Consider the following 16,071-nt stretch of genomic DNA (forward strand, 5'->3'; position numbering starts at 1 on the left):
ATTCGCGGTGAGCCATGACCATACCCTGTCATTTATGCGCTGGATGCGCTAAAAACCATGAAAATCGGGGAAGTCTTACAAGTTATCGCAGACTGTCCGCAATCGTTTCGAAGTGTCCCTGAAGAAGCCGTCAAACATGGCTATCAGCTCCTGACAGAGCCAAAAAAAGTCGGCCAGGATATCTATTTTTATATTAAAGTAGTTAATTAGGCTTGATCTAAACACTAAAAAAGCAGAAACCCCAATTGGTTTCTGCTTCCTCTTTATTATTTTGAACGCGCACTGCCCCTAAAGACGGCAGGAACGTACGCTCGGCTTTAGATATTAGCCTTATCTTTAAGGCTTATTCCATTCTCGCGATCCCTTAAAACAACACGTCTGATTTTTCCGGAATCAGTTTTTGGCAAATGTTCTACGAACTCAATGATTCTAGGATATTTATAGGGTGCGGTTATTTGCTTTACAAAATTTTGAAGTTCTTTAATGAGTTCAGCGGATTCTTCTACTCCCTTTTGTAAAACAATGAAAGCTTTCACGACATTGCCCCTAATGTCATCGGGGCTTGCTACAGCAGCACATTCTAATACAGCCGGATGTTTCATTAAGGCATCCTCGATTTCAAATGGACCGATCGTATAACCGGAACTAATAATGACATCATCGCTTCTGCCATGGAACCAATAAAAGCCTTCTTCATCTTTCCTTGCACGATCTCCGGTGATGAAATAATCGCCCCTATATGAACGATTCGTTTTATCGGGGTCTTTGTAATACATGTTAAAGAGAGCCGGCAATTCTTTATGGATCGCGATATTCCCAATCTCACCTGCTCCAACCTGTACCCCGTCTTCATTCACAATCTCGACCGTTCCGGTTATGATCGGCTTACCCATTGAACCTGGCCGATGTTCATCATTCAGAAGGGTTCCGATTAGAAGCGTACTTTCAGTTTGTCCATAGCCATTTCTTATTTGAATGTTGAATGTATTTTTAAAGACATCGATTACTTCCCTATTGAGTGCTTCCCCGGCAGAAACCGCACTTCGCAAACTCGAAAGCTCGTAAGTATTCAATCCTTCCATTTTCGCGATCATACGGTATTCTGTAGGCGTACAGCACAGCACATTTACTTTTTGCTCCTGCAGTAATTCCAAGTATTTTTCCGGAGAAAATCTACCTTGATAGCAAAATCCGGTTGCACCTGAACCCAAAACGGATAAAAACGGTGTCCATACCCATTTTTGCCAGCCCGGGGCAGCTGTTGCCCATACAATGTCCTCTTCCCTGATATTGAGCCATTCTTTAGCAGCAATGCGGATATGGGCATAACCCCAACTATGAGTATGGGCTACACCTTTTGGATTCCCAGTTGTTCCAGAAGTATAAGCCAGAAAAGCAAGGTCATCACGTGTGGTTACATGACCGGTAAATTCTTCGGAAGCAGAATCCATTATTTCATTAAGGTCTCTCCACCCAGTGTGTACTCCTCCAAAGGCTATCTTATGGTCAAGATGTGGGAGTTCTTCTTCAATTGCCTCAATCTCTTTTGTAAAATCAGTATAAGAAATAACCGCTTTGGCTTCAGAGTGGTTCAGTCGATAAGCGATGTCCTTTGCCCTGAGCAATTCAGACGAAGGAATGATCACCAATCCTGCTTTTAAACAGCCCAAATAGATGATATAAGTATCAATTAATCGCGGAGTTCCCACCAGTACGCGGTCTCCCTTTTGCAAACCTATATGATTTAAGCCATTCGCGAGCTTATTGGACCTTTGTATAAGCTGGTTATATGTAATCTTATCAGTTACTCCCAATTCATTTTGATAGATTAGAGCTAGTTTATCAGAGGCGTGCTTCTCAATTTCTTGAGTTATATTATAGTTTTCGGGTGCAGTATAGTTCTTTTTGTCATGATACATTTTTACATAACCTCACTTCATCAAGTTGTCTAAAGCATTTAATATAATATCCTAATTCTAATACCTGGTACTAATCAATTATATTATAACAACTTATTGATCTTATGTGGTACCAGAAATGAATAAATCTGTGTAAAGCACCTTAAAGCTGTTAAAAAGGGAGAAAAGCTCCAAATGGTTTTCGGCAATCCTCCATTTCGGAACTTTGCCACCGATAAATATTTTCCATCCCCACACATACAAATTCTTACAAACTTCACAACACACTATCTTGTAGAATAGGAAAAGAGAAAAATGAACAGCTCTTTAATGCAACCCAGGACTAACCTCAAAGGACATCCAGAGCTGGTTTTAAAGTATGGGGGGATATTTGTGGCAAATGCATTTAAATTAAATGGGGAAATTGACAAACCATCCAAAATGGTTTACAAAGTGGAGGCTGATAACAACAATTGTCGTCATGGTTATGATCCTCCTGCATGCGGGGATCAGCTATTACCAGGCAAACTATTGTAATGCAAATATCACAATTAATGGCATAAAAGTTGGGGGACTCACGGCTGTTCAAGCACTTCAAAAATTAGAAACAACGGTTTTAAAAAACGAAGTCTATGGCGGAGAACAGCAATTCCTGGATGGAGAAGATACAAAAATGGCATTCCTGGACAATGACCTGCCGGCGGTCAAAAAATTATTAAGCAGACAAAAGAAACCCTTCCTGACGTTGGAAGGGTCTCTGACCTGAAATAGACTTATATTTTGTCCCGTTCGTAAATTACACTAGGTAAATGTGTCTTCCGTGAACTAGGCGTGAACAGATTACAGCAGATGCTTCTGTTCTTTCCTCAATGCGTCCGCGGCCCTCACATAATTCCAACTACGATATAACTTTCTTATCATCAGTATTGAATACTTCTTCTGCAGCCTCTTCTTTCAGGTCAGCATTATCCATAAGCTTCACAAACGGATAGTAAATGACGACCGTTAATACAAGCGTGATCGCCTGGATTACTGCCCCGCTAATTTTACCTCCAGTTGCGAGATAACCACTGATGATCGGAGGCATTGTCCACGGTACAATGATTCCAGCGGGTTTAGCGACTAATCCCATAGCCATACCAGCGTAAGTAACAACTGCAGCAACTATTGGAGCAAGAATGAATGGGATCAGGATTTTAAAATTCAAAACTACTGGCAGCCCAAACAAAACCGGCTCATTGATAATGAAAACAGCAAAGACATGTTAGAGATGTTTTGATAAAGAAGTTGACCGTCGTTGGAATATGTTAAAAGCCAAGCATGAAAGTCCGTATCTATAAAATAAAATCCCAGGTGATGCACACAAATCACTTGGGATTTTTATTTATATGATTTTCATTACCCTTTATGGATTATAGCAAGCCTCTGATTCCCGTTGTACTAGGTTTTTATCCTGTATGGGAAACAGACGCCCTCTCTAGTTCCCGGTGCTCGAGTTTTCCACCCCTGTACGGGAATCAGACTTCACTCTATTCACCTAATAATGAAAAAAGCACAATCCTTCACAGGATGGTGCTCGTTAAGTAAAGAGTGTAGATGCTCTTTACGCTTTTTCGTATTCATCAACCATATTATTGGTCATCGAACGTTGGACGCTTTCTAAATGTTCACTCATACACTTCTTAGCCAGGATGGTGTCTTTCTTTTTAATCGCATTTAAGATATTGGAGTGTTCTTCTACTGATTTAATGGCTCTTCCGGGAATCTGTATAGACCGGATCCGAGACTCCGACAGTAAATCAATTAAATTGTGCATAATACGTATTAGGACCACATTTTGTGTACTATTGGCAAGCGCCAGATGAAACTTATGATCAAGCTCTGATAGTCTTTGGTAGTCTACTTCCCGGCTGATAACATCCTCTGCTTTTTTAACAATCTCCTCTAGTTCATCAAGCTGTTCAGGAGTAGAGTTTTCGATAGCCCATTGCACGGTGTTTTCCTCTAATATTTTTCGAACAGCGAAAAAGTCTTTTACTTGATCGGTTGAGATAAAAAATGATTCCGTCATTTTTAGGATTTGTTGTTCTGGTGAAGCAACAAATACTCCCGTTCCATGCTTAGTGGTAATATACCCATAGGCTTCAAGAATTTTGTACGCCTCTCTGACCGTGTTACGGCTAACTTCGAGCTCTGCCGCAAATTCTCTTTCCCCTGGAATCTTTTCCCCTACTTTATATTTACCTTCATGAATCATTTTTTTAATCGTGTCCGCAACTTGTTCCGAAATACCTTTTCGGTTAATTGAATTCTTCACATAGTTCTCTCCATTCGACTATATAGAAGACATTAGTTTTCTACTAGTGGGATATAAAAAATTCATCTTTCATTTGACCATTTTATAGGATGAGGCTTACCGTTGGGGTAAGTGTATGCGGGAGGCTACAATAATTAATCCCAAATAATAAAGTAAACAAAGATTTTAGTACTATATTACCACATATAATAACATTTTCACTATATTTGCTTCATTACGAATGGTTCAGGAAATTCAATATTCTGCTGCTGCCCCAGTTCAGAAAGTTCATCCTTAACAATCGTGGATAAAGGAATTCCATTTTCCAAATGAAAGGATGATTCCTTTTTTCTTCTTTCTCCCGGATAACGGATTTCATCCAGTCCGGGTACCTTTGGGAGCTTTTTCATTTCTGTTAATAGATTGTTTAAGTAAGCTGTAAAAAGTTCAACACTCATAAATTTTTCAATATCTAGTAAAATGAAAAAGTGTCCTACATTTGCACGCTCTGTATCTTCGTCATAAATATTGTTAACGTGTGGACCAAATGCCGCTCCTGCGAGAATTCCTGTTAGAATTTCTACCCCTAGCGCTAGCGCTGACCCTTTTGCACCTGCTAATGGCAATACTGAACCATTTAAGGCTTGATGAGGGTCCGTTGTTGAATGGCCATTCTCATCTAGAGCCCAACCGCTTGGAATTTCAGTCCCTTGTTTGGCTGCCAAAATTATTTTCCCTCTCGCAGCAATACTGGTCGATAAATCAATAATGACTGGGGTATCATTACCAGTTGGAAACCCAAAGGCAATAGGATTTGTTCCAAAGAATGGCCTTCTTCCTCCCCAGGGAGCAATGGCAGAGGGTGAGTTGGTTAAACCTATACAAGCGAGGTTTTCTTTACATGCTAACTGACAAAAAAATGACGCTGTTCCAAAGTGATTGCTATTGTTTACACCAATCGCAACAACCCCGGATTCCTTTGCCATTTCAATGCCCTTTTTGATTGCATGATAACCAACAACCTGGCCTAATCCATTATCACCGTTTACCATCAGCAGTGAATTTGTTTTAACATCCAAATCAATCGCAGGATTCGGATTAATTCTTTCCCCTCCTAACCTCTTCAAATAAATTGGGAGTCTGCTGATTCCATGACTATTTACCCCCTCAAGATTGGCCTGGATCAAGGACTCACTAGCTATTGAAGCATCTCTCTCATTAACACCATAGCTCGTTAATAACTTTTCACAAAAAATCTTCAAGTCCTCCGCAGCATAAAATTCCACGACTAATCATCCTTTTTCAATTAATTTATCTATAAAAAACCATCTCCCTACAACAAAAGTAGTAGGGAGAATAAATTATTTTATGCACTTCTATAAAGCTTTGTCATAACGAACTCACGATGTCCTAACGCTTCTGCACTTGTAAGCCTTCCATTAATGGTTCGACAGATTGTTTCCATTAGAACGTCTCCCGCTTCTTCTAACGTAATTTCGCGAGATAACAATCCTTTTACATCCACATCAATATGTTCGCTCATTGTTGCTGCTGTGTTAGGGTTAGCTGTTAGCTTAATTACCGGTTCGATTGGGTTACCAATAATGTTTCCTTGGCCTGTCGGGAATAAGTGAAGGACAGCTCCGGCTGCAGCCATCAGCGTGATACATTCAGCTGCGGCTGAAGAGGTATCCATAAAGTATAAGCCGTTTCCATTTGATGGTGCTTCTGCCGGCTCTAAAACGCCAATCACTTGTTTTGATCCTGTTTTAGCGATATTTCCTAATGCCTTTTCCTCGATAGTAGAAAGTCCACCAGCAATATTTCCTTGTGTAGGCTGTGATCCTAATAAGTCCACACCTTTTGAGATAATTTCTCCAATGTAGTCATCAAAGATCGCCATGAATTTATCTTCTAATTCAGGTGTAGCCATTCTATTTCGAATGATGTGCTCCCCGCCTGTTAACTCAGACGTTTCTCCAAAAAAGACCGTTGCTCCAGCGTCTACAAGACGATCAACCGCTTGTGATACAGTTGGACAAGATCCCAAGCCTGTTGTAGTGTCTGACTCGCCACATTTAATACTGATGGTTAAATCTTTTAATTCAACGTGTTCTCTCTGAAGTTCAGAAGCCCATTGAACAAATTCTTTTGCTTTCCAAGAAGCATTTTTGATGGTTTCGAAATCCCCATTTCCTTCAATGGAAAAGTAGGCAACTGGTTTTCCAGTTTCAGCGATTCCATCTGCGATTTTTCTCGTCCAATTTTCCTCAATCCCGATGACAATGCATGCGGCAACATTTGGATTAGAACCTGTACCGATCATTGTTCGGAAATGCAAATCTAAATCCGGACCATATTGTAGACGTCCATATGCATGTGGTAGAGCAAGTGTTCCTTGAACCTGTTTTGCAACCGCTTCACAAGCGGCGTTTGAAATATCATCTACAGGTAAAATGATTACATGATTACGAATACCAACCTTGCCATTTTCACGACGATAACCAAAAATTTGTTTTTCCATTTTTTCTACCACCTCGCAGTTTTAATATTATGGGTGTGAACATAATCGCCAACAACCCAATTACTTGTAGTGATTCCGACTGGGACACCGTACTTTAATACAGGCTCGCCTTCTTTACGCTGAACTAATGAAATTTTATGACCTAGTGGAATATCTCCGTGTGATACGACTTGGATTTCGGTGTTATCATCCATGAATACGCCGATTACCTTTTCCCCTTCAAGGATTTGACTTGTTGCAACACCGACATGATCTCCTTTTTGGTGAATCAAAAACTTGTGAGTGGAAAGACTTTTAGACTCATCTTTCCGGCTTTTTACAGCTGTGCTAGATTGGCTATTATTACCCATTTTTGAACCTCCTTGTTTTTATTGGTTGAGTGACCCAACCAATGTACCTATATTCATTTAATCACCCTATGAGCGATCCGTCAACTATTAATTTAGAATTTTTTGAATCTTTTTAAATTAAACAAACAAATCATAATATAGTTTGCAGCTTACTAGCAAAATAGAATAGGCAGCTATTCTTTTCAGAGTGATAGACTTCAGTTTTTTCGTAATACGTCCCCCTATCTGAGCACCTATAATACCCCCGACTATTAACACTGCCACTTGGCCAAAATCAATGTCTCTCATACTTAATTTAGAGACCAGACTGCCAGCTGACAATAAAAAGCATGTGATTAAACTTGTGCCAATCGACATCTTTATGGGCAATTTATAAAAAAAGATCATCAAGGGAACAAAGATGAATCCCGCTGATAAACCAACCATCCCTCCTAAAATACCGATGAGGACACCAAAAATAATACTCACTGTCCAGACCTTTTTGTTTTTAGGAATTGGCGTGGGATCTTCAGCCTTATTGGTTGGGATTTGCATGAGAATTGCAGATATGATTGCTAGAGTCGCAAACAGTATCCGCAGGTTAAAATCCGAAATCTGGTTAGCAAATAATACCCCGATGGTTCCGCCAAACATCGCCGGAATTCCGAGCATGAAGATAATCTTTTTATCCACAAGTTGGTTGCTAATATAATAATAACCACCAGATAGAGAAGAAAAAAATCCTTGCATAATCGAAAAAGAGAAAATCGTATGCATCGAAAATTGTGTATTTAATAGTAACGGAGGAATAATCATTAAAGAGAAAATCAATATAATTCCTCCACCAATCGATAATAATCCTGTTACAATTCCAGAAAACAAACCAATAAGAAACAGTGATATTATCATCTACAGGTCTCCTTTTAGAAAAGAACCTAATTAAGCTGTTTAATCAGCTCATCCAATTTTACTTTGGCATCCTTCTTTATATCTTTGTACTTATTATTTCCATGCGAATCAATAGAAACAATGAGCGGGCCAAAATCTTTGACCCTGAATTTCCATATCGCCTCAGGCATCAAATCTTCCCACCAAACATCTTCTATTTCCTCTACTTGAGTCGTTTCTAGAGCAGCTGAGCCTCCTAGAATCGTAAAATAGCACCCTTTGAAATCTACCAATGCCTGGGAACCTTCCTCTAGAAGTCCGCCTTTACCAACGATGACTTTCATTCCATATGTCTCCATCAGCCCGCGGGTAAACCGGTCCATACGATAACTAGTAGTGGTACCGATACTTACTTTTTCATATGTTCCATTAGGCAGCTTTCTGACACCAGGTGCCGTATGAAGTCCAATGGAACCTTTAAGCTGTGGAATTAAATCCGCAGGAAGTTCAACTCCTTTGTCAAAAAGGCGAATTAAATTTGCGTCACGAATTCCAAAGATATGCCCGTCGAGTGTTACAGTATCACCTGCATACAATAGGTTAATATCATCATCAGTCAAGGGTGCTTTTAAATGATAATGTGTCATGCCTTTCCTCCTCCTTTAATATGTAATCTCCGGCTGGGTATCCTCGTGTCTAAACGTTGCTCTCATTCTTCTAGCTGGCCAGCACATCATATTGACAGCAACGGGATTACAGGTCATATGAGTATCAGCTGCTTCAATATGCACCGCTAAAGCTGTAGTATTTCCGCCTAATCCATGTGCCCCTATGCCTAGTTCATTAATCAATCCATATAATTCTTCCTCCAGCTTTCTTACCTCGGGATCCGGGTTAGGAGACCCTACTTCTCTCGCTGCTGCCTTTTTTGCTAATGCCGCACATTTATCCGCAGTACCACCAATACCAATCCCTACAATGGTAGGTGGACAAGGATTGGCACCTGATTCAAAAACACATTCTAATACATATTTTTTAATTCCTTGTATCCCTGCAGCTGGAGTTAACATCTTTAAATAACTCATATTTTCAGAGCCAGATCCCTTAGGAACGATGAGAAGTTCCAGCTCATATCCTTCGACGAATTCATAATGGAGAACCGGAACTTGATTTCCTGTAGAAGTACCATGGTTCTTCCTCGTTAACGTATTCACTATACTGCTCCGTAAAGGATGTTCCAGCGTTGCGCGTTCTGTACCTTTTCGGATGGCTTGTTCTAAGCGCAAACCATCAAAACGTACCTGGTTTCCCACCTTAATGAAAAAAACAGGTATACCAGTATCTTGACAGATTAATAGTTTTTGCTCATCAGCTGTCGAAACCGTTTTCACTAATGTTTCTAGTATTTCCTTACCGGTTTTCAATGTCTCTTTTTCTAAAGCATTCTGCAAGGCTGTTCTTACATCTGGCGGTAAATCCTTTAGTGATTCGATATACAGAGTTTTGCATGTTTCTTCTACACTCTGATAAAAACTTTCATCTAGTTCCCAGCTTTTTTGATAGTCAGCAACATAATCTTGAACGGCCATTGATCGCACCCCTTTATTTTGAAGTCGCTAAAACTTTATAACCTTCGATTTCACTTACGTTTGTATGAGTTTGCTTTACGTTTTCTGTCCAATAGCGTGGTTCATCATCATCCGTTTTGGTGACATAAATATTACTCAACCATTTTTCATCATTGCTCTCAGGATAATCTTCACGATAATGCGAGCCCCTGCTTTCTGTCCGCATCAAGGCACTTTTGGTTACCATTTTCGCGATTGTTACTAGGTTCCTGACATTCATATATTCCTGCCAAGTCAAATTATATTTCTGAGAACCTTTTACACTTACTTTATTAATTCTTTCTTCTAGTAATTGGAGCTGAATCTCAGCAAATTGCAAGTCTTTTTGATTCCGGACTAATCCTACCTTTTCCCACATTAAATTCTTCAGATCATTTCGGATATAAAATGGATTTTCACCTTCTTCACGTTTAAAAGGTTCGAGGATATCATTCATCATCGAATGAACCTGAGTATCTGAGACGTTTGCAAGGTCACTTTTATTTTGGATATAGGAAACCACTGCATCGCCAGCTCTAGCACCAAAAACGGTAGAATCACATACTCCATTCCCGCCAAGTCGATTAGCTCCATGAACGCCAGCTGCATCCTCACCAGCAACAAACAGTCCTTCAATATTCGATTCACAATTTACTGATACTCGAACACCACCCATTTGGAAGTGGGCTGCAGGTGAAATCTCAACAGGCTCGACACTTAAATCCCTGCCGACATCACGGCAGCGTTCAACCATTCCTGGAAACATCCGCAGAACATTTTCTTTCCCTAGGTGGGATACATCAATGTAAACGCCTCCAAGACGAGTTCCCCGTCCCTCCATAATTTCCATGTAGGCGGCTCTAGAGACACGGTCTCTTGTAGATCGTTCCATACGCTCTGGATCATAATTCTTCATAAAGCGTTCACCTAATGAGTTGATGAGGAAACCACCAGCACCACGAAGTCCTTCCTCTAATACGCCCCCATTTAAACGGGAATTTTCAGCAAGCAGACCTGTAGGATGAAACTGCATCATTTCCATATCCATAAACTCTGTTCCGGCTCGATAACACATCGCCATACCATCTCCGGCTTTTTCAAGACTTGGGGTTGCTATTTTATACATCGTAGCAGCACCACCTGTCCCAACAATTACGGCTTTACAGTGAACAACAATGAATTGCCCAGTTCTCATATTCAACATTAGGCATCCGGCAACACGCTGACGGTCCTCATCAATTAATAAATCAATCGCTCTTACTTCATCCCATGTGATGACATTGGGCTTAGCGAACAACTGATCTCGCATCCGGGAAATGATTTCAATACCTGTTAAATCACCACGGTGAACGGTCCGGTCAAAAGATTGACCAGCAAATGGTTTTTGATGAATGGTACCGTCTTCATTTCGATCAAAGAACACACCCATCTTGGTCTCTAACTCTCGAATCCTCTTAGGAGCATCGCTGACAAGTGCCCATGCCATTTCTTGATTGTTAATACCGCCGCCGCCTTTAATGGTGTCTTTAAAATGTTTTTCTAAAGAATCATCAGGATGAAGGACCACGTTATAACCGCCCTGAACCATTCGCGTACATCCACTTTTCCCTATTAGTCCTTTTGCTGCGACAATAATTTTCAGAGTTGGATCAAGGTCTGCTGCATGGTGAGCCGCAAATAGACCTGCTCCACCGCTTCCTAAAATAAGAATATCCGCTTCAACATGTTCCATAACATTCACCTACTTTTCTGTAAATTTTTGTTTCTATGAAACTAGGAAGAAAAAGGTCACTGCACATAAAATCGCTGCGATGATGGTAAAAAGCTTAAAAACGCTTCGATTGTCCTTAACCACGCCTACGTCGATTAAAATAACTCGGATTCCATATAAGGCATGAAAAATCAGAGCAAAAATTAAACCAGCGTCTAAAAATGCGTTCAAGTGTAAGGTGGAAAGGACACCGATTCCGGGCAGCTTCCCAGCCATTGCATAACCGCTATAGATTTTTAAAGGTAAAAAGATTAATAGCACTAATGCTGTTATTCGTTGTACCAACCATGAGATATAACCAACAAAGGGCCGTTGTTTTAACTTCAAGGGTGCTACGTTTTCTTGTGGTACTGCTTTTGCTTTTAATTGTGGATTCGCCATGTGCAACATCTCCTTAAAATTGATCACCATTTCAAACCTAAGGACTTCTTTACTTTCTTCATTTTTATTTTTTGGATGGTAACCATCGGTTTAATCCCTTTTGGACATACCTCTACACAGGCTCCAAAGGTGTGACATCCAAAGGCACCATCTTCTTCGGTGACCAGATCCAATCTCTCTTCTCTCGCTCCGTCTCTTTCATCGGCTATTAAGTTATAAGCTCTGCTCAAGGCAGCAGGACCAATAAAATCATTACCCCTAATGGCTACTGCATCACATGATTGGTAGCATAGGCCACAGGTAATGCAATCCTGATTTTCGTCAATGATTTCACGTCTGCCTGAAGAAGGAGGAATGATACTAAATTGGTCGGTATCTTCTTTAGGAACAAAGTAAGGTTTAACCTTCTCCATATTCTTAAAGAAGTTATCCATATTGACTGATAAATCTTTAATCACAGTTTGATTGCGCATTGGCTGAACGGTAATTTTATCACCCAGCTCTTCAATTTTTGTCCGGCATGCCAAACGTCCGCGGCCATTAATTAACATCCCGCAAGAACCACACATCCCCAACCTGCATGCGCAGCGAAAGGATAGTGTCGGATCTTGATCCTCTACAATTAAGAAAAGACTATCTAGCACCGTCATGTTCTTCTTCGCTTCAATTTGAAAAGATTGATACTTTGGACTTTCATTTTCATCAGGGTCGTAACGCAAAACAGTTACTTCTACTTTACTCACAAATAATCCCCCTTCATTTTTACAATACAAATTTGCTTATCGAGTACATGATCTCTTCCTATTAGCCCCCTTTTTAAGTCTATGTGGTATAGTGACCCAACCAGTATAGATTAATTTAATCATATTTTTAGTAAATATTCAATATTTTTAAAATATTACGATAAAATAATGTTTACATTTATACTATGTGTTGTACTCTATTCAACTTTGACATCAATTCAGCGAAAAAAGGCTGGAAGGCAACTCCAGCCTTTTTTATTCATTTTGGTGTGTTAGATAATTCTTTTTGTAGCCCAAACTATTTATATAATTAGAAAATCATGCAGTTTCTGGCGTAATTTCTTTTAGTTTTTTCCAAACGTAATATCTTTTATCTATAAATTCTTTTACAGTGCGCGCTTCTGCTGGAATTGGACGTGGCCGTGGGATATTTACATCAACAATTTCTATAATTCGCCCTGGGTGAGGTGCCAAAATTATAACTCTATCAGCTAAATATACGGCTTCATCTAGATCATGAGTTACAAAAATGATAGTTTTCTTGGTTTCTTCATGAATTCTTAAGACTTCCCCTTGTAAGGTTTCCTTTGTCTGTGCATCCAATGCACCAAAAGGTTCATCCATTAAAAGGATTTCAGGGTTTACAGCTAGTGCACGAGCTAATCCAACCCTTTGTTGCATACCACCTGATAATTGATTCGGATATTGACTTTTTGCACTTTCAAGTCCCACAAGTCTTAGATACTCCAGAGCAAGTTCTTTTCGTTTTTCCTTAGGTACAGATTTTAATTCCAAACTTAATTCAACATTTTCGACTGTTTTTAGCCATGGCATTAATCCAGGTTGTTGGAATACCATACCCACATCATGTCCAGAATCACTGAGTTTTTTGTCATTTATGAGTATTTCGCCGCTTGTTGAATTTGTTAAACCACTAATAATACGTAAAAGTGTTGTCTTCCCGCATCCACTGCCGCCAATGATTGCGATAACCTCTTGTTCTTTTACAGAAAAGTTGATATTCTTTAAAACCTGAACGGATTCACTTTTGCCTTTTTCGATAGGAAAGTATTTATTGATATTATTAATAACAACTTTTCCCACTACATTCACTCCTTTATCAATCTACTCTGATAATAACGGCATCAGCTTGCCCATAACCTCCACAAATAGCCGCTGCTCCATATCCACCGCCTAATCTTCTTAGTTCATATGCTAATGTCATAATTAATCGAGCACCGCTTGCTCCGGTTGGATGCCCCATTGCTACTGCACCACCATTTACATTTGTAATGGAACGTAATTTAGTTAATAACCCGTTATCTCCGTCACTTAACACCTTTGTACTAACTAACGGCATAGCTGCAAATGCCTCATTGATTTCTATGCGTTTTAAATCCTTTAAAGAAATATTTGCTTTTTGTAGTGCTTTTTGGATTGCAATCCCAGGATAAATAACGGAAGCATTAGGGTCTCCAGATACATTTACATAGCTTAGGATTGTTCCAATAGAATGTAAATTTAATTCTTGTTGTTTTTTCTGAGACATAACAGTCAATACTGTGGCTCCATCATTTAAACCCGGTGCATTACCAGCAGTAATAGTCGGGCTGTCATATACTGTTTTTAGATTTCTTAATTTATCATAGGAGGTATCAGGACGTGGTGATTCGTCCTTATTCACGATGATTGGTTCCCCTTTTCTTTGTGGTATTTCCACACTCATTAACTCATCTTTAAATTTGTTTGACTCAAACGCAGCAAAATATTTCATATGACTGCCAAGAGCCCATTCATCCTGTTGTTCACGATCCACACCATATTTTAAGGCTTCGTGCCCTGTTACGTACGCTACAGGTGTATTGGTAATGGGGTTTTTAATTTTTAATGGGTCTTCCGCAGTAATATCTCCTAACCTGCTTCCCCATCTAGCTTCTCTTAATAACAATGGTGTTTGACTCATAGATTCGATTCCACCTGCAAGCACTACGTCCGAATCACCCACCAGGATGTTTTTCATGGCTACTCCTACAGCAGTTATAGAAGAACAACAAGCACGATCAATTGTCATGGATTTAGTGGTCTCAAGCAGGCCAGATTTGAAAAGCATTTGTCTGGCAGCAACCGAGGTGGCTCCTGCCAGCATGGCTGATCCCATAATTACTTCATCGACTGAATCAGCCTCCATTTTTGTTCTTCTCATCGTTTCCTTTATGACCATAGATCCAAGAGTTACAGATGAGAAATTTTTTAAATTTCCCCCAAGTTTTCCAAAAGGTGTCCTAACCCCATCAATAAGAACAATATTTTCCACTTCTACCCCTCCAACTAACTTATTTAGTTGTCGTAAATGTTTTTTGACTTTGAATGACCTTATTTTTATAGAGATCGGAAATTTTTTCATCATCATACTTTAAAACATCTCTTAGGATCTTTTCAGTATGCTCACCTAATCGTGGTGCTGAGTTAGTAGGAACACTTTCTGCTTTAGATAGGCTTAATGGGGTTCTCGCCAGCACAAGATTACCAGCAACAGGATCTTTCACATCGATTAACATATTCCTAGTTTTTAACTGTGGACAATTGATTAAATCTTCACTTGTTTGGATCGGACCGACTGGTACTCCTTGATTATTAAAGATGGAAACAATCTCATCTCGTGTACGGCCAATTATCCAATTTTCCACTAATGGATTTAGAAAATCCTTATTTGCAGCCCTGGCTGTACCTGTTTTTGTTTTAGGATTATCAATTAAATCCTCTCTATTTATTGCCACACAAAAGCGTTTCCAAATCATATCGTTGGCTACAATTAATGCGACATAGCCATCATCTGCCGTTCTATAAACACCAGCGGGAGCTTGAAAATTTTCTTTCCCCCGCATAGCGACTTCACCTGTGAAGGAATAAAGCATGATTGCCCTCTCATTTAGGGAAACCATATTGTCATACATACTAGAATCGATAAATTGCCCTTCTCCGGTTCGTTCTCTCATGAATAAGGCGAGTAAGATTTGATTGACTGTTACAGTTCCCGTATATAGGTCTGCAAGCCCATAAAATCCCCACATGGGCGGATTGTGTGCCTCGCCAATTAGATGCATAATTCCTCCCATTGCTTGAATGACAGGGTCAAATGCTGGTCGATCTGAATAAACTCCCGGATTATCTTTATCTCGTCCGAAGCCGCTAATGGCTGCATAAATTAATTTAGGATTGATCTCTTTTAAAACTTCGTAGTCAATTCCTAACTTTTCAACAGTACCCGGCTTCATATTTTCAATAACTATATCCGCTACTTTAATAAGCTCCTTATAAATCTTCTTACCTTCCTCGGTTTTTACATCAAGGACTAAACTTTGTTTATTACGGTTGTAGCTAATGAATCCACCATACGCTTCATTACCATCCTCATCTTTGATTACTGGCATATAGTTTCTTCTCGGCTCACCGGTGTCAGGGCGTTCAATTTTGATTACCTCTGCTCCTGCATCAGCTAACCACATTGAGCAATATGGACCAGATATATATTGCTCTAAAGCGATTACTTTGACGCCCTTTAATGGATAATATTTTGTCATTCTGTCCCCTCATTTCAAGAATTTTCAGATAAATTATGGTATAAAAATATCTT

Annotated in this window: 16 protein-coding genes and 1 pseudogene; 2 read left to right on the plus strand and 15 right to left on the minus strand. The window is 39.7% G+C overall.

Features of this window, described 5'->3' with window-relative positions; genetic code table 11:
* Positions 1-30: 30 nt before the first annotated feature.
* On the plus strand, positions 31-210 hold the full coding sequence (locus tag CVD19_RS05305; RefSeq protein WP_257985042.1) for a sulfurtransferase TusA family protein: 180 nt from the start codon (positions 31-33) through the stop codon (positions 208-210).
* A gap of 107 nt (positions 211-317) precedes the next feature.
* Here CVD19_RS05305 and mbcS read toward each other — a convergent pair whose 3' ends face one another.
* Positions 318-1,919 (minus strand): acyl-CoA synthetase MbcS, encoded by a 1,602-nt coding sequence (gene mbcS, locus CVD19_RS05310; RefSeq protein WP_101580828.1) that lies wholly within the window; start codon positions 1,917-1,919, stop codon positions 318-320.
* Positions 1,920-2,313: 394 nt separating this feature from the next.
* On the opposite strand from mbcS, the gene CVD19_RS05315 reads away from it, so the two are divergent.
* Positions 2,314-2,664: a hypothetical protein gene (locus tag CVD19_RS05315; protein ID WP_101580829.1), complete on the plus strand. Its 351-nt coding sequence runs from the start codon at positions 2,314-2,316 to the stop codon at positions 2,662-2,664.
* 132 nt (positions 2,665-2,796) lie between these two features.
* Here CVD19_RS05315 and CVD19_RS05320 read toward each other — a convergent pair.
* From CVD19_RS05320 to CVD19_RS05385, 14 genes and pseudogenes are all read right to left on the minus strand, one after another.
* Positions 2,797-3,153, minus strand: a pseudogene (locus tag CVD19_RS05320) (PTS cellobiose transporter subunit IIC); the annotation flags it as partial.
* 348 nt (positions 3,154-3,501) lie between these two features.
* The gene (locus CVD19_RS05325; protein WP_257985036.1) at positions 3,502-4,215 is read right to left on the minus strand and encodes a FadR/GntR family transcriptional regulator; all 714 of its coding nucleotides are present in this window, start codon (positions 4,213-4,215) and stop codon (positions 3,502-3,504) included.
* A gap of 200 nt (positions 4,216-4,415) precedes the next feature.
* Entirely contained in the window at positions 4,416-5,480 is a 1,065-nt protein-coding gene (locus tag CVD19_RS05330) for an Ldh family oxidoreductase (RefSeq protein WP_101580830.1), read from the minus strand.
* 80 nt (positions 5,481-5,560) lie between these two features.
* Positions 5,561-6,718: a UxaA family hydrolase gene (locus tag CVD19_RS05335; RefSeq protein ID WP_101580831.1), complete on the minus strand. Its 1,158-nt coding sequence runs from the start codon at positions 6,716-6,718 to the stop codon at positions 5,561-5,563.
* Between the two features lie 5 nt (positions 6,719-6,723).
* Positions 6,724-7,068, minus strand: a complete 345-nt coding sequence (locus CVD19_RS05340; RefSeq protein ID WP_101580832.1) for a UxaA family hydrolase — start codon at positions 7,066-7,068, stop codon at positions 6,724-6,726.
* A 117-nt stretch (positions 7,069-7,185) separates the two neighbouring features.
* Positions 7,186-7,956, minus strand: a complete 771-nt coding sequence (locus CVD19_RS05345; RefSeq protein WP_101580833.1) for a sulfite exporter TauE/SafE family protein — start codon at positions 7,954-7,956, stop codon at positions 7,186-7,188.
* A gap of 26 nt (positions 7,957-7,982) precedes the next feature.
* Positions 7,983-8,582: a fumarate hydratase C-terminal domain-containing protein gene (locus tag CVD19_RS05350; RefSeq protein ID WP_101580834.1), complete on the minus strand. Its 600-nt coding sequence runs from the start codon at positions 8,580-8,582 to the stop codon at positions 7,983-7,985.
* Between the two features lie 15 nt (positions 8,583-8,597).
* Positions 8,598-9,524, minus strand: a complete 927-nt coding sequence (locus CVD19_RS05355; RefSeq protein ID WP_101580835.1) for a fumarate hydratase — start codon at positions 9,522-9,524, stop codon at positions 8,598-8,600.
* A gap of 13 nt (positions 9,525-9,537) precedes the next feature.
* On the minus strand, positions 9,538-11,274 hold the full coding sequence (locus CVD19_RS05360; protein ID WP_101580836.1) for an FAD-binding protein: 1,737 nt from the start codon (positions 11,272-11,274) through the stop codon (positions 9,538-9,540).
* A 33-nt stretch (positions 11,275-11,307) separates the two neighbouring features.
* On the minus strand, positions 11,308-11,694 hold the full coding sequence (locus CVD19_RS05365; RefSeq protein ID WP_101580837.1) for a hypothetical protein: 387 nt from the start codon (positions 11,692-11,694) through the stop codon (positions 11,308-11,310).
* A 23-nt stretch (positions 11,695-11,717) separates the two neighbouring features.
* Positions 11,718-12,437, minus strand: coding sequence for a succinate dehydrogenase/fumarate reductase iron-sulfur subunit (locus CVD19_RS05370; RefSeq protein WP_101580838.1), 720 nt, complete (start codon positions 12,435-12,437; stop codon positions 11,718-11,720).
* A 318-nt stretch (positions 12,438-12,755) separates the two neighbouring features.
* Positions 12,756-13,541: an ABC transporter ATP-binding protein gene (locus CVD19_RS05375; protein ID WP_101580839.1), complete on the minus strand. Its 786-nt coding sequence runs from the start codon at positions 13,539-13,541 to the stop codon at positions 12,756-12,758.
* A gap of 16 nt (positions 13,542-13,557) precedes the next feature.
* Positions 13,558-14,751 (minus strand): acetyl-CoA C-acyltransferase, encoded by a 1,194-nt coding sequence (locus CVD19_RS05380; protein ID WP_180953533.1) that lies wholly within the window; start codon positions 14,749-14,751, stop codon positions 13,558-13,560.
* Positions 14,752-14,770: 19 nt separating this feature from the next.
* Positions 14,771-16,018 (minus strand): CaiB/BaiF CoA transferase family protein, encoded by a 1,248-nt coding sequence (locus tag CVD19_RS05385; RefSeq protein ID WP_101580841.1) that lies wholly within the window; start codon positions 16,016-16,018, stop codon positions 14,771-14,773.
* Between the last annotated feature and the right edge of the window lie 53 nt (positions 16,019-16,071).

Origin of the sequence: Bacillus sp. T33-2 (assembly GCF_002860205.1) — a bacterium.
Classification (GTDB): Bacteria; Bacillota; Bacilli; order Bacillales; family Cytobacillaceae; genus T33-2.

Bases quoted from the DNA above. Each gene is read 5' to 3' on its own strand.
- CVD19_RS05350 (WP_101580834.1), bottom strand. From the start codon at position 8,582: ATGACACATTATCATTTAAAAGCACCCTTGACTGATGATGATATTAAC.
- CVD19_RS05385 (WP_101580841.1), bottom strand. From the start codon at position 16,018: ATGACAAAATATTATCCATTAAAGGGCGTCAAAGTAATCGCTTTAGAG.
- CVD19_RS05340 (WP_101580832.1), bottom strand. From the start codon at position 7,068: ATGGGTAATAATAGCCAATCTAGCACAGCTGTAAAAAGCCGGAAAGAT.
- CVD19_RS05315 (WP_101580829.1), top strand. From the start codon at position 2,314: ATGGGGAAATTGACAAACCATCCAAAATGGTTTACAAAGTGGAGGCTG.
- mbcS (WP_101580828.1), bottom strand. From the start codon at position 1,919: ATGTATCATGACAAAAAGAACTATACTGCACCCGAAAACTATAATATA.
- CVD19_RS05360 (WP_101580836.1), bottom strand. From the start codon at position 11,274: ATGGAACATGTTGAAGCGGATATTCTTATTTTAGGAAGCGGTGGAGCA.
- CVD19_RS05365 (WP_101580837.1), bottom strand. From the start codon at position 11,694: ATGGCGAATCCACAATTAAAAGCAAAAGCAGTACCACAAGAAAACGTA.
- CVD19_RS05335 (WP_101580831.1), bottom strand. From the start codon at position 6,718: ATGGAAAAACAAATTTTTGGTTATCGTCGTGAAAATGGCAAGGTTGGT.
- CVD19_RS05355 (WP_101580835.1), bottom strand. From the start codon at position 9,524: ATGGCCGTTCAAGATTATGTTGCTGACTATCAAAAAAGCTGGGAACTA.
- CVD19_RS05345 (WP_101580833.1), bottom strand. From the start codon at position 7,956: ATGATAATATCACTGTTTCTTATTGGTTTGTTTTCTGGAATTGTAACA.